This window comes from Pantoea sp. K16 (genome assembly GCF_048452805.1).
GTDB classification, from domain to species: domain Bacteria; phylum Pseudomonadota; class Gammaproteobacteria; order Enterobacterales; family Enterobacteriaceae; genus Pantoea; species Pantoea agglomerans.
On record NZ_JBLWNV010000009.1, the window covers coordinates 118,462 to 137,286 of the forward strand.

19 protein-coding genes and 1 other annotated feature are annotated in these 18,825 nt (G+C 57.1%); of the genes, 15 read left to right on the top strand and 4 right to left on the bottom strand.

From position 1 onward, the window contains the following. Positions 1 to 19: 19 nt before the first annotated feature. Positions 20 to 1,378, bottom strand: a complete 1,359-nt coding sequence (locus ACK13D_RS13500; RefSeq protein WP_010248042.1) for an APC family permease — start codon at positions 1,376 to 1,378, stop codon at positions 20 to 22. Positions 1,379 to 1,783: 405 nt separating this feature from the next. Continuing rightward, positions 1,784 to 3,199, bottom strand: a complete 1,416-nt coding sequence (locus ACK13D_RS13505; protein WP_010248044.1) for a glutamine synthetase family protein — start codon at positions 3,197 to 3,199, stop codon at positions 1,784 to 1,786. 204 nt (positions 3,200 to 3,403) lie between these two features. Here ACK13D_RS13505 and puuD point away from each other — a divergent pair, with 204 nt between their 5' ends. Genes puuD through ACK13D_RS13520 form a run of 3 tightly spaced genes read left to right on the top strand, consistent with a single transcriptional unit; the run spans position 3,404 to position 6,017 of the window. Continuing rightward, positions 3,404 to 4,171 (top strand): gamma-glutamyl-gamma-aminobutyrate hydrolase, encoded by a 768-nt coding sequence (gene puuD, locus ACK13D_RS13510; RefSeq protein ID WP_418796614.1) that lies wholly within the window; start codon positions 3,404 to 3,406, stop codon positions 4,169 to 4,171. Beyond that, the gene (puuR, locus tag ACK13D_RS13515) at positions 4,164 to 4,721 is read left to right on the top strand and encodes an HTH-type transcriptional regulator PuuR (protein ID WP_010670955.1); all 558 of its coding nucleotides are present in this window, start codon (positions 4,164 to 4,166) and stop codon (positions 4,719 to 4,721) included. Before puuD ends, puuR begins: the two co-directional genes overlap by 8 nt. A gap of 18 nt (positions 4,722 to 4,739) precedes the next feature. Beyond that, positions 4,740 to 6,017, top strand: a complete 1,278-nt coding sequence (locus ACK13D_RS13520) for an NAD(P)/FAD-dependent oxidoreductase (RefSeq protein ID WP_418796616.1) — start codon at positions 4,740 to 4,742, stop codon at positions 6,015 to 6,017. Between the two features lie 168 nt (positions 6,018 to 6,185). On the opposite strand, the gene ACK13D_RS13525 is transcribed toward ACK13D_RS13520, so the two are convergent. Further along, on the bottom strand, positions 6,186 to 7,013 hold the full coding sequence (locus ACK13D_RS13525; protein WP_033788300.1) for an SDR family oxidoreductase: 828 nt from the start codon (positions 7,011 to 7,013) through the stop codon (positions 6,186 to 6,188). A 179-nt stretch (positions 7,014 to 7,192) separates the two neighbouring features. Here ACK13D_RS13525 and hisL point away from each other — a divergent pair, with 179 nt between their 5' ends. The 12 genes from hisL to ACK13D_RS13585 all read left to right on the top strand — a co-directional run bounded on the left by hisL (position 7,193) and on the right by ACK13D_RS13585 (position 17,273). Beyond that, positions 7,193 to 7,240, top strand: coding sequence for a his operon leader peptide (gene hisL / locus ACK13D_RS13530; RefSeq protein ID WP_100396937.1), 48 nt, complete (start codon positions 7,193 to 7,195; stop codon positions 7,238 to 7,240). After that, positions 7,216 to 7,336, top strand: a sequence feature (His leader region). (Overlaps the previous gene by 25 nt.) Before the next feature lie 48 nt (positions 7,337 to 7,384). After that, on the top strand, positions 7,385 to 8,284 hold the full coding sequence (gene hisG / locus ACK13D_RS13535; protein ID WP_004571317.1) for an ATP phosphoribosyltransferase: 900 nt from the start codon (positions 7,385 to 7,387) through the stop codon (positions 8,282 to 8,284). A 3-nt stretch (positions 8,285 to 8,287) separates the two neighbouring features. Beyond that, entirely contained in the window at positions 8,288 to 9,592 is a 1,305-nt protein-coding gene (gene hisD, locus ACK13D_RS13540) for a histidinol dehydrogenase (RefSeq protein ID WP_172608007.1), read from the top strand. Then, the gene (gene hisC, locus ACK13D_RS13545) at positions 9,589 to 10,665 is read left to right on the top strand and encodes a histidinol-phosphate transaminase (protein WP_010248060.1); all 1,077 of its coding nucleotides are present in this window, start codon (positions 9,589 to 9,591) and stop codon (positions 10,663 to 10,665) included. Before hisD ends, hisC begins: the two co-directional genes overlap by 4 nt. Next, on the top strand, positions 10,662 to 11,729 hold the full coding sequence (gene hisB / locus ACK13D_RS13550) for a bifunctional histidinol-phosphatase/imidazoleglycerol-phosphate dehydratase HisB (RefSeq protein ID WP_010670960.1): 1,068 nt from the start codon (positions 10,662 to 10,664) through the stop codon (positions 11,727 to 11,729). Before hisC ends, hisB begins: the two co-directional genes overlap by 4 nt. Next, positions 11,729 to 12,319, top strand: coding sequence for an imidazole glycerol phosphate synthase subunit HisH (gene hisH, locus ACK13D_RS13555; protein ID WP_008926061.1), 591 nt, complete (start codon positions 11,729 to 11,731; stop codon positions 12,317 to 12,319). The genes hisB and hisH overlap by 1 nt, the downstream gene beginning before the upstream one ends. Continuing rightward, positions 12,319 to 13,056, top strand: a complete 738-nt coding sequence (gene hisA / locus ACK13D_RS13560) for a 1-(5-phosphoribosyl)-5-[(5-phosphoribosylamino)methylideneamino]imidazole-4-carboxamide isomerase (RefSeq protein ID WP_061901282.1) — start codon at positions 12,319 to 12,321, stop codon at positions 13,054 to 13,056. Before hisH ends, hisA begins: the two co-directional genes overlap by 1 nt. Beyond that, entirely contained in the window at positions 13,038 to 13,814 is a 777-nt protein-coding gene (hisF, locus tag ACK13D_RS13565) for an imidazole glycerol phosphate synthase subunit HisF (protein WP_010248068.1), read from the top strand. The genes hisA and hisF overlap by 19 nt, the downstream gene beginning before the upstream one ends. Beyond that, positions 13,808 to 14,419, top strand: coding sequence for a bifunctional phosphoribosyl-AMP cyclohydrolase/phosphoribosyl-ATP diphosphatase HisIE (gene hisIE / locus ACK13D_RS13570; protein WP_033778806.1), 612 nt, complete (start codon positions 13,808 to 13,810; stop codon positions 14,417 to 14,419). Before hisF ends, hisIE begins: the two co-directional genes overlap by 7 nt. Before the next feature lie 114 nt (positions 14,420 to 14,533). Beyond that, complete coding sequence (locus ACK13D_RS13575) at positions 14,534 to 15,010, top strand: YbaK/prolyl-tRNA synthetase associated domain-containing protein (protein WP_132500063.1); 477 nt, start codon at positions 14,534 to 14,536, stop codon at positions 15,008 to 15,010. Positions 15,011 to 15,076: 66 nt separating this feature from the next. Further along, the gene (locus tag ACK13D_RS13580; RefSeq protein WP_010248077.1) at positions 15,077 to 15,868 is read left to right on the top strand and encodes an ABC transporter substrate-binding protein; all 792 of its coding nucleotides are present in this window, start codon (positions 15,077 to 15,079) and stop codon (positions 15,866 to 15,868) included. A gap of 106 nt (positions 15,869 to 15,974) precedes the next feature. Beyond that, positions 15,975 to 17,273, top strand: a complete 1,299-nt coding sequence (locus ACK13D_RS13585) for a succinylglutamate desuccinylase/aspartoacylase family protein (RefSeq protein ID WP_033758378.1) — start codon at positions 15,975 to 15,977, stop codon at positions 17,271 to 17,273. Positions 17,274 to 17,308: 35 nt separating this feature from the next. On the opposite strand, the gene gndA is transcribed toward ACK13D_RS13585, so the two are convergent. Next, on the bottom strand, positions 17,309 to 18,718 hold the full coding sequence (gene gndA, locus ACK13D_RS13590; protein ID WP_010248093.1) for an NADP-dependent phosphogluconate dehydrogenase: 1,410 nt from the start codon (positions 18,716 to 18,718) through the stop codon (positions 17,309 to 17,311). Positions 18,719 to 18,825: the final 107 nt, after the last annotated feature.

An 18,825-nucleotide genomic window follows, 5' to 3' on the forward strand; every position in this document is an offset into this window, starting at 1 on the left:
GGCGGCAACGTGAGCGTGATTAAACTTCTTCGCTGAACTGCGGCACCGGATTACGGAAGCTGCGGGTTACGAACGCCAGGTAGATAATCCCGATGGCGGCCCAGATCAGGCCCAGCTCCATAGAACTCTCTTCCAGGTTCACCCACAGCGCACCCACCGTCAGCGCGCCAAGCAGCGGCAGCAGCAGATACTGAACGTGATCTTTCAGCGTGCGGTTACGCTTCTCACGGACCCAGAACTGCGCAATCACCGACAGGTTAACGAAGGTAAACGCCACCAGCGCACCAAAGTTAATCAGCGCAGTTGCGGTCACCAGGTCGAAGTTAATCGCCATCAGTGCAATCGCACCCACCAGCAGCACGTTGAGCGACGGAGTACGCCATTTCGGATGGATGTAACCGAAGAAACGCTCCGGGAACACACCATCACGGCCCATCACATACATCAGACGCGAGACGCCAGCGTGCGCCGCCATACCGGATGCCAGCACCGTGACCACCGAGAAGATCAGGATGCCGACCTGCAACGCTTTACCGGCCACGAACAGCATGATTTCAGGCTGCGATGAGTCCGGGTGCTGGAAGCGTGTGATGTCCGGGAAGTAGAGCTGCAGGAAGTAAGATGCCGCGATAAAGATCACACCACCAATCAGCGCGGTCAGGAAAATAGCGCGCGGAATGGTGCGTTCTGCATCTTTGGTCTCTTCGGACAGCGAACTGATGCCATCAAAGCCGAGGAACGAGAAGCAGAGTATCGTCGCACCGGTAATCATCGGCACCACATGCGCATTCTCAGACCAGAATGGACGGCTGCTCACCAGCGTGCCGGAACCCACGCCGCTTGCCACACCGTAGATTACCATCGCGGTAATCCCGACCATGACAACCACCTGCAGCACCACAATCACACTGTTGAAGTTGGCGACGGTTTTGATGCCCTTGAGGTTAGAGAGCGTCATAAACCCGACCAGCAACACCACAAAAATCCACGACGGGATGCCCGGCACCAGCGATTCGAAATAGTTTTTAGCCAGCAGGATGTTGATCATCGGCATGAACAGGTAGTCCAGCAGTGATGACCAGCCGACCATAAAGCCGACGTGCGGACTGATCGCCTTCTGAGCGTAGGTATAAGCGGAGCCCGCAGAGGGGAAGCGGCGTACCAGCTTACCGTAACTCACGGCAGTGAACAGAATCGCAATCAGCGCGAAAGCATAAGCGGTGGCGACGTGACCTTCGGTCAGCCCGGAAACGATGCCAAAGGTATCGAACAGGGTCATAGGCTGCATGTAGGCTAAGCCCATCATGACGACCGGAAGTAACGTGAGTGTTTTTTTGAGTTGCGCACGCTGCGGTGCGGCGGAGGTATTAAGCGACATGCTTCAGTCCCCCATGTGCGACAACCTGGCTGGGCTGGGTCACAGGGCAACTGCGCATTAAGCGACAGGGAGTAAAGTTAGCGGTTAACGCGGCGCCGTAGTCATCACGAAAACGCGTACCAGCGTTGGCTGGCAGAGTGTAAAACATCCCCATCTTTGTCATCCTCAATCTCACGCTTATGCGTGTTTTCAGTGTTTATCTATCCGGGTGCGTGCCCGGCCTCGGTTAAGTCAGCAAAAAACGCTCTAATAAAACTGGATGCAAAAAAATAACCGGCGCGGTTAGCGTCGGTTATCATCTGATTTTGCAGGCCGCGTATTCTGCCCTAACCCGTGGCAGGAATACAAGCCATCGGGGCATCTTATGCAAAAAAAAGCGCGTCAGATGACAGGTAAAAAAACCTGTCAGGCATTTTTCAGCATCCAGTCAATCTCGGTAGACGTAATCAGCCGTTCAAACTGCATCAGTTCATGATGCTTACAGCTGTGCCAGACACTGGCAAAGCGTTCGCCCAGTAGCTTCTGCAGCGGATAGCTGTTGTCAAACTCATACAGCGCATCGCTCTGGCGGATCGGCAGTGCCAGACCCTCGGCATGGTGACCGTTGCCGGTGACCGGATGGGGCAACGGCAACTGGGTATCCAGCCCATGCAGCATCCCGGCAAGAATAGCCGACACCACCAGGTAGGGATTAGCATCCGCGCCCGCAACCCGGTACTCAATACGATGATTGTCGATATCCCCGCACGGCACCCGCAGCGCAACGGTCCGGTTGTTATGGCCCCACGATGCCTGCAACGGCACATAGGCGTCCGGAACAAAACGGCGATAGGCATTCACATTGGGTGCCAGCAGCGCCATTGAGGCGGGCATCAGATCGATCATCCCGGCCAGCGCCCGTTTCATCAGCGGCGAATCACTGCCGTCATCGCAGGCGAAGGCGTTGTGATCGGCGGCATCCAGCATGCTGATATGCACATGCATGCCGCTGCCCGCGTACTCCTCATAGGGCTTCGCCATAAACGTGGCGGTCATACCGTGATTTTCTGCCACCTGACGAATCAGGCGTTTCAGCTGCACCGCATGGTCACAGGCCCGCAGCACGTCGCGGGTATGATGCAGGTTAATTTCAAACTGTCCGGGCGAGGCTTCCGCCAGCGCACCATCGGCCGGGATGTCCTGCTGACGGGCCAGATCGTCGATGTCACGCAGCACATCGGCGAAATGATCGAGGTTATCTACCGAGTAGACCTGGCTCTGCATATTGCGTTCATCACTGCCGGGCGAACACGGCGGCTGGATAAAGCCTTCGGCATCGCGCTTTTTGTCCACCAGATAGAACTCCAGCTCTACCGCTACCACCGGAAACAGACCTCGGTTACGCAGCTGTTGCCACAGCCGGTTAAGGACATTTCGGGGTTCAACGTCAAAGGGAGTGCCATCTTGGTTGCACATGGTTAACAGCAGTTGCGCAATGTGCTGAGGGTCAGACGCGGAGGGAACTAAAGTACCGGTGACGGGCAGACAGAGATTATCGGGTTCGCCCAGTGACTGGCCGAGTCCCGCTTCTTCTACTGTGTTGCCGAGGATATCCATGGCAAACACCGAGGCGGGGAAATAACACCCTTTTTCCAGCTTAGGCAGCGCAGAGACCGGAATACGCTTGCCGCGGAACACACCATTTAAATCATTTAACAGGATGTCGACATACTGCGTGTCAGGATGGCGCTCCAGCCAGGTTTTCACCTCAAGCTGGAACGCGCTGGTTCGTTTCTCTTCACTGTGAAGCGTGAAGTCTTCCACTTCTACCAGGTTAGTCATGATCTCACCCGCCCCTATTAGGTTTGCGTAATGCTCAAAATAACAGCCACACCACTAACATAGCGCCAACATAAAAAGTGTGCAAATGTAACAAATCTGTTTGAAGAACAAACAGCAGATTGCTAGATTGAAAAAATATTGCACACTTAACCGCCAGACGTGCCCTTTCGGTAGATATTTCGAACAGCGATGCGAGGACGTGAGATGGGCATTATTTTTGACAAGCCGTTGATTGGCGTAGTGATGTGCCAGAAGGATCTGGGCGGCCATCCGAGCCAGACGGTTCACAATAAGTATACCGATGCGGTTGTCCTTGCGGGTGGCGTACCACTGGCCCTGCCCCACAGTCTGATGAATGCGCCTCATCTATTAGAAAACGCTATGGCTGTTCTGGATGGTCTGCTGCTGACCGGCAGCCCCAGCAATATCGAACCCTGGCATTATGGCGAGGCGGGCGAAGAGCTGCATGCCGATCCGGGCCGTGACCATCTCGCCTTTCAGCTGATCACCTGGGCCACCAGCCACAAGATGCCGATGTTCGGGATCTGCCGTGGGCTGCAGGAGCTGGTGGTGGCAAATGGCGGTGCGCTGTGGCGGGAGCTCAGCGGGCAGCCGCCGTTTCAGCGTCATCATGAAGATGAGACGCAGCCGCTGGAGCAGCAGTATGCTCAGGCGCATCCAATCACTATCGAACCCGACGGCCTGCTGGCGACGCTGCTGGACAGCAACAGTCCGCTGGCGGTCAATTCACTGCATCATCAGGGGGTACGCGAACCGGGCCCGCAGTTGCGCGTTGAAGCGCGCGCGCCGGATGGCCTGATTGAGGCGGTGAGTCTGCGCCATCATCCCTTCGCCCTGGCGGTGCAGTGGCATCCCGAGTGGCAGCCGGAACACACGGCGGGATCGCAGGCGCTCTTCAGCGGCTTTATTCAGGCCGCCATTCGTTATCACAAGGAAAAAGAAAATGAGTGATGCCACGCTGGCGCCGGGACGACGGCTGGCGCAGATCCGGCAGACACTGGGGCTGTCGCAACGCCGCGTCGCCGAACTGGCCGGACTGACCCATAGCGCCATCAGCACCATTGAACAGGATAAGGTCAGCCCGGCGGTCAGCACCCTGCAGAAGCTGCTGAAAGTCTATGGGCTCTCGCTGTCAGAGTTCTTCTCGGAACCCAAACCGGATGCGGAACCTAAGGTCATTGTCCGCGCCAGCGACCTGCTGGAGATTGGCAGTCAGGGGGTTTCGCTGAAGCTTATCGACAATGGCCGTGCACAGCGCACGCTGGGCATGCTGCTGGAAACTTATCAACCCGGTGCCAGCACTGGCGAGAAGCTGCGTCATCCGGGCGAAGAGACCGGCACGCTGCTGGAAGGAGAGATTACGCTGGTCATCAACGGAGAGCACTATCATCTCTCCGCCGGAGAGAGCTACGTCATTGATACGGGCTTACCACACAGTTTCACCAACCGTGCTGAAATCCCCTGCCGCATTGTCAGTGCCCATACGCCAGCCAACTTTTAGGCGCTTCCGGAGGTTGTTATGAATTACGTGGAGAGTTATTACGCAGCGACCGCCAATCCGCATGCGCCCTGGCCGACATTACAGGAGAGCATTCAGTGTGACGTCTGCATTATTGGTGGCGGTTTCACCGGTCTTTCGGCGGCGCTGCATCTGACCGAGGTAGGCTATGACGTGGTCGTGCTGGAAGCGGCGCGGGTCGGCTTTGGTGCCAGCGGGCGTAACGGCGGTCAGGTGGTGAACTCCTACAGCCGCGACGTGGATGTGATTGAGCAGCGCTACGGTAAAGAGAGCGCCCGTATGCTGGGCAGCATGATGTTTGAAGGCGCTGAAATCATCCGCGATCGCATTAAGCGGTACGCGATTGACTGCGATTACCGGCCTGGCGGCGTTTTTGCGGCCCTGAATGCGCGCCAGATGGCGCATCTGCGAAAACAGAAAGCGTTATGGCAGCAGTATGGGAATCATGATCTGGAACTACTGGATGAGCGAGCCATCCGCCGTGAAGTCGCCACCGAACGCTACGTTGGCGGGCTGCTGGATCGGCGCGGCGGCCATCTGCATCCGCTGAACCTGGCGCTGGGGGAAGCGGAGGCGATCCGGCGACATGGCGGACGCATCTATGAACAGTCCGCGGCGACCAGTGTGGTTTATGGCACACCAAACCGGGTAAAAACCGCCCAGGGCGAGGTCAGCGCGCCCTTTGTGATCTTCGCCGGGAATGCCTATCTGGCCCCGCAGCTGGAACCGCGACTGAGCAGGAAAAGCATGCCGTGCGGATCGCAGATTGTGGCAACCGAACCGCTGTCAACCGACCAGGCGTTGTCGCTGATGCCGAACAACTACTGTGTGGAAGATTGTAACTATCTGCTGGATTACTTCCGTCTGACGGCGGACAACCGGCTGCTCTATGGCGGCGGCGTGGTTTATGGCGCACGGGAACCGGCCGATATTGAAGCGTTGATCCGGCCCAAGCTGCGCCGCACTTTCCCGCAGTTGCAGAACGTGAAGCTGGACTTCAGCTGGAGCGGCAATTTCCTCCTGACGCTGTCGCGCATGCCGCAGTTTGGCCGACTGGAGAAGAATGTCTATTTTATGCAGGGTGACAGCGGTCATGGCGTAACCAGTACGCATCTTTCCGGCAAGCTGATCAGCGAAGTGTTACGCGGCGACGCCGAGCGTTTTGATGCCTTCGCCCGCCTGCCTCACCTGCCGTTTCCCGGTGGGCGACGGTTTAAGGTGCCGCTAACGGCGATGGGCGCGGTGTGGTATGCGTTGAGGGATCGGTTAGGGGTGTGAGGCTGAGGGCCAGACCTGGCTGTCTGGCCTGATGAAAACAGGTCTTTCAGCAGGGCACATTCTGCCCTGTAGTTTAAACTTTTTTAGTATGTTGTAACTATGGAAAGAACGGAACGTTAACATATCAGAGCGGGAGCACTCAGCCCCCGCAACAGCGCCAGCCGCGTATCACTCCAGCGGCATTTTAATCGGGTCGTCATAGCGGTACTCAAAACCGAGTTCGCTACAGATGCGGGAACCATCAATCAGCTTGCCGCTATTCTTTTCCGGCTCGGGTGCGAACTGCGGCGGCTGCAGCCCAAGCTGGTGCGTGACCGCAGGATAGAAGGTGTCACGCGAGGGATGTTTCGAGGCACACAGATTATAGACCCGTCCCCCTTTGGGCGACTGCAATAGCAGCGTAATTGCCTCAACCACATCATCCAGATGCACCAGATTCACGCCCTGCGAGCCATTGGCCACATCCTGCTTGCCGGCGAGGAAGCGTCCCGGATGGCGCTTTGGCCCGACCAGACCGGCCAGCCGCACAATATCCACGCTGGTGCCCGGCAGATCGTGCAGCCAGTTCTCTAGTTTAACCAGCGTCTTTCCGGCCACCGTTTCTGCGTCCAGCGGGCTGTTTTCCCGCTTAGCGCCGGCGCTGCTGCCATAGACTGAGGTGGAACTGGTAAAGATAATGCGCGGTACCTTATAAACCAGCGCGGTATCGACCACATTCTGCACCGCCTGCAGATAGGCTTCGCCCCCTTCCGCAGTGCGGCTGGCGGGCAGTGTAACGATCAGCGCATCGACGTTGAATAGCGGCTCAATATCGGCGGCATCACAGAGCAGTTCCGGCGTCAGTTCCAGCTGGAACGCCTCAATGCCGCAGCGGCGTGCCGCGTCTATACCGTCTGGCGTGGTTTTGCTGCCGGTGACCTGCCAGCCTCGCGCCGTTAACGCCGTGGCCAGCGGCATACCCAACCAGCCCAGTCCCACAATCGCGACCTTCTTCATTTTGACTCCTGACGTGAAACATCAACCCTGACTTCACCGTAGTTTGCCCCCGGATTGCAAACCAGAACAACCTGTTTCAGCGCTTTCCGAACCGCCCGTTTAAAAAAGTGTTGCCAAGCGCAGCCATCTTCGCTAGGTTAAACCCCACAAATGAATACTCATTCATCGACGAGATTATTATGACACGCGTTCAGTTCAACCATCATCACCACCATCATCCTGACTAGTCTTTCAGGCGATTGGTGCTGGAAGACTTTCAAGATCTTCCAGTGGTGTGAACGCAAGAGAACCCCCGGAAGATCGTCTTCCGGGGGTTTTTTTATGGGCTGACGTAACCACACATTCAGGACCGAATTAAGAGGACAGGAACCATGTTAGATAACACCCGTTTACGCATAGCTATGCAGAAATCTGGCCGTTTAAGTGATGATTCACGCGAACTGCTGGCGCGCTGCGGCGTTAAAATCAACCTTCAGCAACAGCGCCTGATTGCGTTTGCGGAGAACATGCCGATCGACATCCTGCGTGTGCGCGATGACGATATTCCTGGCCTGGTGATGGATGGTGTGGTCGATTTAGGCATCATCGGCGAGAACGTACTGGAAGAAGAGCTGCTGTCGCGCCGTGCCCAGGGTGAAGATCCGCGCTACTTTACGCTGCGCCGCCTGGACTTCGGCGGTTGCCGTCTGTCACTGGCGATGGCGACAGATGCCGAGTACACCGGCCCGGAATGCCTGGATAAATCCCGTATCGCCACCTCCTATCCGCACCTGTTAAAACAATACCTCGACAAAAAAGGCGTCAGCTTTAAGACCTGTTTACTGAACGGTTCCGTGGAAGTGGCGACCCGTGCCGGTCTGGCTGATGCCATCTGCGACCTGGTCTCTACCGGTGCTACGCTGGAAGCCAATGGCCTGCGCGAAGTTGAAGTAATCTATCGTTCAAAAGCGGTGCTGATCCAGCGTGACGGCGAGATGCCTGCCGCGAAGCAGGAGCTGATCGACAAAATGATGACCCGTATTCAGGGCGTGATTAAAGCGCGTGAATCGAAGTACATCATGCTGCACGCGCCGAGTGAGCGTCTGGAAGAAGTGATCAGCCTGCTGCCTGGCGCAGAGCGCCCGACCGTGCTGCCGCTGGCAGGCGATGTCAGCCGCGTGGCGATGCACATGGTCAGCAGCGAAACCCTGTTCTGGGAAACCATGGAAAAACTGAAAGCGCTGGGTGCCAGTTCGATTCTGGTGCTGCCTATTGAGAAGATGATGGAGTAAGCCATGGCCTTTTCTACCCCGATTGAGTGGCAGCAGTGCACCCCCGAACAGCAGCAGGCGCTGCTGTTACGTCCTGCTATCGCCGCCTCTGAAAACGTGACGCTGACGGTGCGCGATGTGCTGGAGCAGGTAAAGCTGAACGGTGATGACGCTCTGCGCCAGTTCAGCGCCCGCTTCGACAAAGCGCAGGTGGATAACCTGCGTGTTACCGCGCAGCAAATCGCAGAGGCCAGCTTACGTCTGAGTGACGAGCTGAAGCAGGCGATGGCTGTCGCGGTGGGCAATATCGAAACCTTCCACAACGCGCAGATCCTGCCGCCGGTGGATGTGGAAACCCAGCCAGGCGTACGCTGCCAGCAGATTACCCGTCCGGTGAAATCGGTCGGACTCTATATTCCTGGTGGTTCCGCCCCGCTCTTCTCCACCGTGCTGATGCTGGCGACCCCGGCCCGTATCGCTGGCTGTGGCCGCGTGGTGCTCTGTTCGCCGCCGCCGATTGCCGATGAGATCCTGTATGCCGCCCAGCTGTGCGGCGTAGAAGAGGTGTTCCAGGTAGGCGGCGCGCAGGCCATCGCCGCGATGGCCTTCGGCACCGAAACCGTGCCACGCGTGGATAAGATTTTTGGACCGGGCAACGCCTGGGTGACAGAAGCGAAACGTCAGGTAAGTCAGCGACTCGATGGCGCGGCGATTGATATGCCAGCGGGTCCTTCTGAAGTGCTGGTGATTGCGGATGAAGGCGCCACGCCCGCGTTTGTCGCGTCTGATTTACTCTCACAGGCAGAGCATGGGCCCGACTCGCAGGTCATTCTGCTGACGCCTTCATTTAAGCTGGCCGAGGCGGTCGCGGTCGCGGTTGAGCAGCAGCTGGCGCAGTTGCCGCGGGCTGCCACAGCGCGTCAGGCGCTGGAAAGCAGCCGCCTGATCGTGGCGCGTGACCTTGAGCAGTGTGTCGCGATCTCTAATCTCTACGGCCCGGAGCACCTGATTCTGCAGACGCGTCAGCCGCGCGATCTGGTGGAGTCGATCACCAGCGCCGGTTCGGTATTTTTAGGCGACTGGTCGCCGGAGTCCGCGGGCGATTACGCCTCTGGCACCAATCACGTGTTACCGACCTACGGTTACACTTCGACCTGTTCCAGCCTGGGCCTGGCCGATTTCCAGAAACGCATGACGGTGCAGGAGCTGACGCCGCAGGGCTTCCTGAACCTGGCCGCCACCATTGAAACCCTGGCCGCCGCCGAGCAGCTGGATGCCCATAAGAATGCCGTCACCCTGCGCGTTGCCGCACTGAAGGAGCAAGCATGAGTCAGGATATTGAGCAGCTGGCGCGCGCCAATGTGCGCGCCCTGACGCCCTATATGTCGGCGCGTCGTCTGGGTGGCAACGGAGATGTCTGGCTCAATGCCAACGAATTTCCGCTGCCGGTGCCGTTTGAGCTGTCGCAGCAGACGCTGAACCGCTATCCGGAATGTCAGCCTAAACTGGTGATTGAGCGCTACGCGGCTTATGCAGGCTTAACGCCGGAGCAGGTGCTGGTGAGCCGTGGCGCAGATGAAGCCATCGAACTGATCATGCGTGCCTTCTGTGAGCCGGGTCAGGATGCGATTCTGTTCTGTCCACCGACCTATGGCATGTACAGCGTCAGCGCCGAAACCATCGGCATTGAATACCGCACCGTCCCGGCCCTGACCGACTGGCAGCTGAACCTGCCTGCCATTGCAGAGCAGCTGGATGGCGTCAAAGTGGTTTACCTCTGCAGCCCGAACAACCCGACCGGCAACCTGATCAATCAGGACGACATCCGTCAGCTGCTGGCAATGACCGCCGGTAAAGCGCTGGTCGTCGCAGATGAAGCCTACATTGAGTTCTGCCCGCAGGCGACCCTGACCGGCTGGCTGAAGGATTATCCACATCTGGTGATCCTGCGTACGCTTTCTAAAGCCTTTGCGCTGGCTGGTCTGCGTTGCGGCTTTGCGCTGGCGAATAAGCCGGTCATCGACCTGCTGATGAAGGTCATCGCGCCCTACCCGCTGGCCACACCGGTGGCCGATGTCGCCGGTCAGGCACTGAGCGACCAGGGAATTGCGCTGATGCGTGAGCATGTGGCACAGCTGAATGAGAATCGTAGCTGGCTGCAGGCTGAACTGGCTCAGCTGGCCTGCGTTGAGCAGGTTTTCTCCAGTGAAACCAACTATGTGCTGGCGCGCTTTACCGATTCACCAAAAGTCTTCAAAACCTTATGGGATCAGGGCATTATCCTGCGTGATCAGAACAAAAATCCGGGCCTGTCGGGATGCCTGCGCATCTCCATCGGCACGCGTGAAGAGTGCGAACGAGTGATCGCCGCGCTGCAAGCCTTTTCTGTGGAGCAAGCATGAGCCAGAAGACCCTTTTTATTGACCGCGACGGTACGTTAATCTCTGAGCCGCCTGAAGATTATCAGGTGGACCGCATGGATAAGCTGGCGTTTGAGCCAGACGTTATCCCGGCGCTGCTGGCACTGCAGGCCGCCGGTTATCGCCTGGTCATGATCACTAACCAGGATGGTCTTGGCACCCCGGGTTTCCCGCAGGCCGATTTCGATGGCCCGCACAATCTGATGATGCAGATCCTGACCTCGCAGGGCATTGCGTTTGACGATGTGCTGATCTGCCCGCACATGCCGGACGATCACTGCGACTGTCGCAAGCCGAAAACCCGAATGGTGGAAGCCTGGCTGGCCGAAGGCGCGCTGGATACCGCCAACAGCTACGTGATTGGCGATCGCCTGACCGATGTTCAGCTGGCGGAGAACATGGGCATCCAGCCTATCCGCTACGGTGCTGACGGCCAGAACTGGCAGACTATCCAGCAGCGTCTGACCCAGCGTGACCGCCATGCGCTGGTGCAGCGCAACACCAAAGAGACACAGGTGCGGGTAGAACTGTGGCTGGATCGCGAAGGCGGCAGCAAGATTAATACCGGCGTGGGTTTCTTCGACCACATGCTGGACCAGATTGCCGTACACGGCGGGTTCCGCATGAACATCGAAGTGAAAGGCGATCTCTATATTGACGATCACCACACGGTGGAAGATACCGGTCTGGCACTGGGCGAAGCGCTGCTGAAGGCACTGGGCGACAAGCGTGGCATAGGCCGTTTCGGCTTTGTGCTGCCGATGGATGAATGTCTGGCGCGCTGCGCGCTGGATATCTCCGGCCGTCCGCACATCGAGTTCAAAGCGGAGTTCAACTATCAGCGCGTGGGCGACCTCAGCACCGAGATGGTCGAGCACTTCTTCAGCTCACTCTCCTACGCCATGATGAGCACCCTGCATCTTAAAACCAAAGGCAAGAATGACCATCACCGCGTCGAGAGTCTGTTTAAAGCCTTTGGCCGTACGCTGCGTCAGGCGATCCGCGTTGAGGGCAATACGCTGCCAAGCTCGAAGGGAGTGCTGTGATGAACGTGGTGATCATGGATACCGGTTGCGCCAACCTGTCGTCGGTGAAATGGGCGATTGAACGTCTGGGCTACACCCCGGAAGTGAGCCGCGATCCCGATGTGGTGCTGCGTGCCGACAAACTGTTTCTGCCCGGCGTCGGCACCGCGCAGGCGGCAATGAATCAGCTGGAAGAGCGTGACCTGATCGATCTGGTGAAAGCCTGTACCCAGCCGGTGCTGGGGATCTGCCTGGGTATGCAGCTGCTGGGTCGCGGCAGCGATGAAAACGGCGGCGTGCCGACGCTGGGGATTATCGATGAGCCGGTGTCGTTAATGGACACGCACGGCCTGCCGCTGCCACACATGGGCTGGAATCAGATTACCGCGCAGGCGGGCAATCATCTGTTCCGTGGCATCGACGAAGGCTGCTATTTCTACTTCGTCCACAGTTATGCCATGCCGGTCAACGCCAGCACTATCGCCCAGTGTCACTACGGTGAAGCTTTCACCGCCGCGGTGCAGAAAGATAACTTCTTTGGCGTCCAGTTCCACCCGGAACGCTCGGGCAAAGCGGGTGCGCAGCTGCTGAAAAACTTCCTGGAGATGTAATGATTATCCCCGCGTTAGATTTAATTGACGGCAAAGTGGTTCGTCTGCATCAGGGCGATTATGGACAGCAGCGCGATTACGGCAGCGCTCCGCTGCCACGTCTGCAGGATTACGTTCGCCAGGGCGCGACCGTGCTGCATCTGGTGGATTTAACCGGCGCGAAAGATCCGGCGAAACGCCAGATCGCGCTGCTGAAAACCCTGCTGGATGGCGTTGATGTGACGGTGCAGGTTGGTGGCGGCATTCGCAGCCGTGATGATGTGCATGCGCTGCTTGAAGCCGGAGCGAGTCGTGTGGTGGTCGGTTCCACCGCCGTGAAACAGCCTGAAGAGGTAAAACGGTGGTTTGCGGAATTTGGCGCAGAGGCGATTGTGCTTGCGTTAGATGTGCGCATTGATGCCAGTAACCGCAAAGAAGTGGCAATCAGTGGCTGGCAGGAAGCGGCGGGTGTCACGCTGGAAGAGGTGATTACCGACTTTCAGCAGGTGGGCCTGAAGCACGTGCTGTGCACCGACATTTCTCGCGACGGCACCCTGAGCGGCTCCAATGTTGCGCTCTATCAGGAAGTGACGGCGCGCTTCCCGACGATTGCTTTTCAGTCCTCGGGTGGCATTGGCGACCTCAATGATATCGCCGCCCTGCGCGGCAGCGGCGTTCAGGGCGTAATTGTCGGACGTGCGCTGCTGGAAGATAAATTCACTGTTTCGGAGGCGATCGCATGCTGGCAAAACGGATAATTCCCTGCCTGGACGTACGTGACGGCCAGGTGGTCAAAGGCGTACAGTTTCGCAATCACGAGATCATCGGCGACATCGTACCGCTGGCGCAGCGCTATGCCGCCGAAGGTGCCGACGAGCTGGTGTTCTATGATATCACCGCCTCATCCGATGGCCGGGTCGTCGACAAAAGCTGGGTATCGCGGGTTGCGGAAGTGATCGATATCCCGTTCTGCGTCGCGGGCGGCATTAAAACCCCGGAAGACGCAGCGCGCATTCTGGAGTTTGGCGCAGATAAGATTTCGATTAACTCGCCGGCGCTGGCCGACCCCACGCTGATCACCCGCCTCGCGGACCGTTTTGGCGTGCAGTGTATTGTGGTCGGGATCGATACCTGGTTTGATGAAGCCAGCGGTAAATATCAGGTGAATCAGTATACCGGCGACGAAGCGCGCACCCGCGTGACGCAGTGGGAAACGCTGGAGTGGGTGCAGGAAGTGCAGAAGCTGGGCGCAGGCGAGATCGTGCTGAACATGATGAATCAGGATGGCGTGCGTAACGGCTATGACCTGGTGCAGCTGAAGAAAATGCGTGAAGTCTGCAAAGTTCCCCTGATCGCCTCTGGCGGCGCAGGCACCATGCAGCACTTCCTGGATGCGTTTACCGAAGCTAACGTGGATGGTGCTTTAGCCGCCTCGGTATTCCATAAGCAGATTATTAATATTGGTGAGCTGAAGAGCTTTCTGATCGACAACGGAGTGGAGATTCGCGCGTGCTAACTGAACAACAACTGGCCCTTCTCGACTGGGATAAAACACAGGGCATGATGCCGGTCATTGTCCAGCACTTCGTCTCAGGCGAAGTGCTGATGCATGGCTACATGAACCCGGCCGCGCTGGAGAAAACGCTGGCAGAAAGCAAGGTCACCTTTTTCTCCCGCACCAAAAATCGCTTGTGGACCAAAGGCGAAACCTCCGGCAACTTTTTGCAGGTCGTGAGCATCACGCCTGACTGCGACAATGACACCCTGTTAGTGCTGGCGGATCCTATTGGCCCGACCTGCCATCTGGGCACCACCAGCTGCTTCTCACCGGCGGTCCCTGAGTGGACGTTCCTCTATCAGCTTGAGCAGTTGCTGGCTTCGCGCAAAACCGCCGATCCTGAAAGCTCCTACACCGCACGACTCTACGCCAGCGGCACCAAACGCATCGCGCAGAAAGTGGGTGAAGAAGGCGTTGAAACCGCACTGGCCGCCACGGTCAACGATCGGGATGAACTCACCAACGAAGCTTCTGACCTGGTCTATCACCTGATGGTGCTGTTGCAGGATCAGGATCTCGACTTCCGCGCCGTGATTAACAACCTGCGTGACCGCCATAAGTAACTATGCAATATGCTGCTCAGAATGCCGTTTTTATGCGGATTCTGAGCAGTCTTCAGCTCATTCCTCACGTCCATCCGGCACAATGACGGCAACTCAAACCTCAGGGAGAGAACCGTGACCACCCATGAGAAATTAATCGCCCTGCTCGACCAGCACCAGGCACGCTATCGCCTGATGGAGCATGAGGCGACCGGTAAATGTGAAGCGGTCGCGGCGATACGCGGCACCGAAATCGGCCAGGGTGCTAAAGCGCTGGTCTGTCATGTGAAAGGCAACGGCGTTAAACAGCATGTACTGGCGGTTTTACCTGCCGATCATCAGGCCGATCTGGGCAAAGTCGCGGCAGCAGTCGGGGGAAGACGCGCCTCACTCGCCAGTCCGGCGGAAACCGATCTGCTGACCGGCTGCGTATTCGGGGCGATTCCGCCGTTCAGCTTTCATCCCGACCTCAAACTGGTTGTTGACCCCGCGCTGTTTGAACGTTATCCGGAGATCGCGTTTAACGCTGGTCTGCTGGAACGTTCAGTGATCCTGAATACCGAAGATTATCGCGCGTTATGCGCGGCTGACGTGGTGAAGATTACGCAGTAATTGCCATCCCGGCAGCCCGGCGATACTCTGCATAATCACTCATCACGACAGAATAAGAGCAAAATCATGAACATTTTCACTCAACGCCTGCGTCAGACGCTGGCTGTGGCGGTTATGGCAGGCTGCGCTTTTGGCGCGCAGGCAAAAATCGAACAGGTGCGTTTCGCGGTCGATCCGACCTATCCGCCCTTCGAATCGAAAACGCCACAGGGCAAGCTGGTCGGCTTTGATATTGATCTGGGCAATGCGCTTTGTACTCAGATGCAGGCAAAATGTGTCTGGGTTGAAAGCCAGTTTGACGGCATGATCCCGGCCCTTAAAGCGCGTAAATTTGATGCCATTCTGTCCGACATGGGCATTACCGAAGAGCGCCTGAAGCAGATTGATTTCACCGCGCCGCTCTATGACACCCACACCCAGCTGATTGCCCGTAAAGGTGCTGGCATATTGCCCACCGTTGAATCCCTGAAAGGAAAAACGGTCGGCGTAGAACAGGGAACGGTTCAGGAGCGCTATGCGCTGGCGAAATGGCAGCCTCACGGTGTGACCGTAGTGCCTTATGGCGATCAGGCACAGGTTGAAAGCGATCTGGTTTCAGGCCGACTGGATGCGGTATTCACCGATGCGGCACAGGCTGCCATCGGCTTCCTGAAGCATCCGCAGGGCAAAGATTTTGAACTGGCTGGCCCGATTATACAGGATCCGATCATCGGCCCCGGCACGGCGATTGGCCTGCGTAAAGGCGATACCGAGCTGAAAACCGCACTGGATAACGCCTTCGTCGAAATCAAAAAGAATGGCACCTTTGACCAGATTCAGAAGCGCTACTTCGCCACGGATATCTCTATCCAGCCTTAACCTCGCGGTCGCCCTTTTTCATCCTCACCGCGATCCGGCACTATACTCTAACTATTTCGGGACGGCGCGCTGTCGTCCTTTGCCGATTAAAGGACATTAACACGGTATGCATCAACAACATCATCCACTGTTAAGCGCCTCTTTAGGCACCCAGCGTGAAATCATCAGTTTCCATTTCGCGGAAGACAACGAGCGTCAGGTCTACATTCAGGCTGCGCTGCATGGCGACGAACTGCCCGGTATGGCAGTGGCGTGGTTTTTAAAGCAGCGACTACAGGCGCTGGAGTCCGCCGGTCAACTTAAAGCCGCCTTTACCCTGGTGCCGGTTGCCAATCCCCTGGCGCTGGGACAGCACTGGCATGGCACCCATCTTGGCCGATTCCATACGCTCTCTGGCCAGGACTTCAACCGCCGTTTCCCGTCACTGGGCGCAACCCTGGCGGCCGGGCTGGCTGAGAGTCTGACCCAGAGTGAAACGCAGAATAAAAGCCTGATCCGCGAGGCGATTGATCGCCACTATCGTGATACCGTGCCAAAAACCGAGCTGGATGCGCAACGCCACACGCTGATGCGGATGGCCAGTCAGGCCGATCTGATGATTGACCTGCACTGTGACTGGGAAGCCGTGCCACATCTCTACACCACGCCGCACGCCTGGCCGGACATTGAACCGCTGGCGCGCTGGTTAGGCAGCGAGGTGCAGCTGCTGGCGCAGATCTCTGGCGGTGAGCCGTTTGATGAAGCCTGTTGCGAACCCTGGCTGACGCTGGCGGAACGGTTTGGCAAAGATTATCCGATGCCACGCGGATTGCTGCCGGTGACGCTGGAGTTGCGTGGCGTGCGTGATGTGTCGCCTGAACAGGCGGAGAAAGACGCGGAGGCGATTATTTCAGCGCTACAGGAAGGCGGTTATATCGGCTACAGCGAGCCTGCGATTTCCGTGGAGGTGGCGGCACCCGTGATTGGCGGCGACGAACTTGTCCCGGCGAGCGCGGGCGGAGACGATATCGTGGCTATCAATGACGGCCCGATTGGTTTAAACGTGCCAGATATCGCTGAAGCACCTGGAGAAGCTGGCGTCATCAAAGAGCGTCACAGCGAAGGATCGGCGGCGGCCTCCCCTGCCCTGAAAAATCCACCTACGCCGTTAGCGGGCTGTGAATATATTCATTCGCCGGTATCCGGACTGATCCTGCATCGTAAACCGCTGGGCGCAAAGATTCGGCCGGGAGAAGTGGTGGCGGAGATTGTTGACCCGATAACTGACCAGATTACGCCGCTGGTGACGGAACATGGCGGTATTCTCTATGCGAGACACTGGGCTAAGTTTGCGACAGCAGGCATGCTGGTTGTGAGGCTGGCAGGTGAGCGAGAGATTCGGAGCGGGGATTTGCTGGTAGGATAAAAAAAGGGCTTCCCGAGGGAAGCCCTTTTTAGTGATTAATCTAACCACTCGGTGTGGAACACACCGTCTTTATCAATGCGCTTGTAGGTATGCGCGCCGAAGTAGTCACGCTGCGCCTGAATCAGGTTAGCAGGCAGCACTTCTGAACGGTAGCTGTCGTAGTAAGCGATCGCCGCAGAGAAGGTTGGCGTCGGGATACCGTTCTGAATCGCGTAGGAAACCACATCACGCAGCGCCTGCTGATACTGATCGGCGATATCTTTGAAGTACGGTGCCAGCAACAGGTTAGCGATGCCTGCATCTTCTGCGTATGCATCAGTAATCTTCTGCAGGAACTGGGCACGGATGATGCAGCCAGCGCGGAAAATCTTCGCGATTTCGCCGTAGTGCAGATCCCAGTTGTTCTCTTCAGACGCGGCACGCAGCTGTGAGAAGCCCTGAGCATAAGAAACGATTTTACCCAGATACAGAGCGCGACGAACTTTCTCGATGAACTCCGCTTTGTCACCGGTGAAGGCCTTCGCCTGTGGACCGCTCAGTACTTTAGAGGCTGCCACACGCTGGGTTTTCAGCGAGGAGAGGTAACGAGCGAATACAGATTCAGTGATCAGTGACAGAGGTTCGCCGAGATCCAGTGAGCTCTGGCTGGTCCATTTACCGGTGCCTTTATTCGCTGCTTCATCCAGAATCACATCAACCAGGTATTTACCTTCTTCGTCTTTCTTGGTGAAGATATCTTTGGTGATGTCGATCAGGTAGCTGCTCAGTTCGCCGTTGTTCCACTCAGTGAAGGTCTCAGCCAGCTCTTCATTGTTCAGACCCAGCGCGCCTTTCAGCAGAGCATAGGCTTCAGCGATTAGCTGCATGTCGCCATACTCGATGCCGTTGTGAACCATCTTCACGTAGTGGCCCGCGCCGTCCGGACCGATGTAAGCCACACAGGCTTCACCATCTTCTGCACGTGCAGCAATTTTATCCAGAATCGGTGCAACCAGTTCGTAGGCTTCTTTCTGACCGCCAGGCATGATAGATGGGCCTTTCAGTGCGCCCTCTTCACCACCGGAGACACCGGTACCGATGAAGTTGAAGCCCTGGTCAGAAAGCTCTTTGTTACGACGGATAGTATCTTTATAGAAGGTGTTACCGCCATCGATCAGGATGTCGCCTTTATCCAGGTGTGGAGTCAGGGAGGCGATAGTCTTATCGGTCGCTTCACCCGCCTGAACCATCAGCAGGATACGACGAGGTTTTTCCAGCGATTCGACAAACTCTTCAACGGTGTAAAAAGGAGCAAGTTTCTTGCCCTGGTTCTCGGCGATGACTTCATCAGTCTTTTCGCGTGAACGGTTAAAGATAGAAACAGTGTAACCGCGGCTCTCAATGTTAAGAGCCAAATTGCGGCCCATCACTGCCATACCTACAACGCCGATCTGTTGCTTGGACATTACATACTCCTGTCTGTGGTCTCGCATGGTGTTACCCGTAACACCACTTTGTAAGTGATCAGTATGTTAACTCAGGATAGCGGATTAAAGGTAATGAATGGTGCGGT

Coding starts and splice junctions, on each gene's coding strand:
- hisD (WP_172608007.1), top strand. CDS start 8,288: ATGGCCTTTTCTACCCCGATTGAGTGGCAGCAGTGCACCCCCGAACAG.
- puuD (WP_418796614.1), top strand. CDS start 3,404: ATGGGCATTATTTTTGACAAGCCGTTGATTGGCGTAGTGATGTGCCAG.
- ACK13D_RS13505 (WP_010248044.1), bottom strand. CDS start 3,199: ATGACTAACCTGGTAGAAGTGGAAGACTTCACGCTTCACAGTGAAGAG.
- hisG (WP_004571317.1), top strand. CDS start 7,385: ATGTTAGATAACACCCGTTTACGCATAGCTATGCAGAAATCTGGCCGT.
- hisB (WP_010670960.1), top strand. CDS start 10,662: ATGAGCCAGAAGACCCTTTTTATTGACCGCGACGGTACGTTAATCTCT.
- ACK13D_RS13525 (WP_033788300.1), bottom strand. CDS start 7,013: ATGAAGAAGGTCGCGATTGTGGGACTGGGCTGGTTGGGTATGCCGCTG.
- hisC (WP_010248060.1), top strand. CDS start 9,589: ATGAGTCAGGATATTGAGCAGCTGGCGCGCGCCAATGTGCGCGCCCTG.
- ACK13D_RS13580 (WP_010248077.1), top strand. CDS start 15,077: ATGAACATTTTCACTCAACGCCTGCGTCAGACGCTGGCTGTGGCGGTT.
- puuR (WP_010670955.1), top strand. CDS start 4,164: ATGAGTGATGCCACGCTGGCGCCGGGACGACGGCTGGCGCAGATCCGG.
- hisA (WP_061901282.1), top strand. CDS start 12,319: ATGATTATCCCCGCGTTAGATTTAATTGACGGCAAAGTGGTTCGTCTG.
- hisF (WP_010248068.1), top strand. CDS start 13,038: ATGCTGGCAAAACGGATAATTCCCTGCCTGGACGTACGTGACGGCCAG.
- hisH (WP_008926061.1), top strand. CDS start 11,729: ATGAACGTGGTGATCATGGATACCGGTTGCGCCAACCTGTCGTCGGTG.
- ACK13D_RS13500 (WP_010248042.1), bottom strand. CDS start 1,378: ATGTCGCTTAATACCTCCGCCGCACCGCAGCGTGCGCAACTCAAAAAA.
- ACK13D_RS13520 (WP_418796616.1), top strand. CDS start 4,740: ATGAATTACGTGGAGAGTTATTACGCAGCGACCGCCAATCCGCATGCG.
- ACK13D_RS13585 (WP_033758378.1), top strand. CDS start 15,975: ATGCATCAACAACATCATCCACTGTTAAGCGCCTCTTTAGGCACCCAG.
- gndA (WP_010248093.1), bottom strand. CDS start 18,718: ATGTCCAAGCAACAGATCGGCGTTGTAGGTATGGCAGTGATGGGCCGC.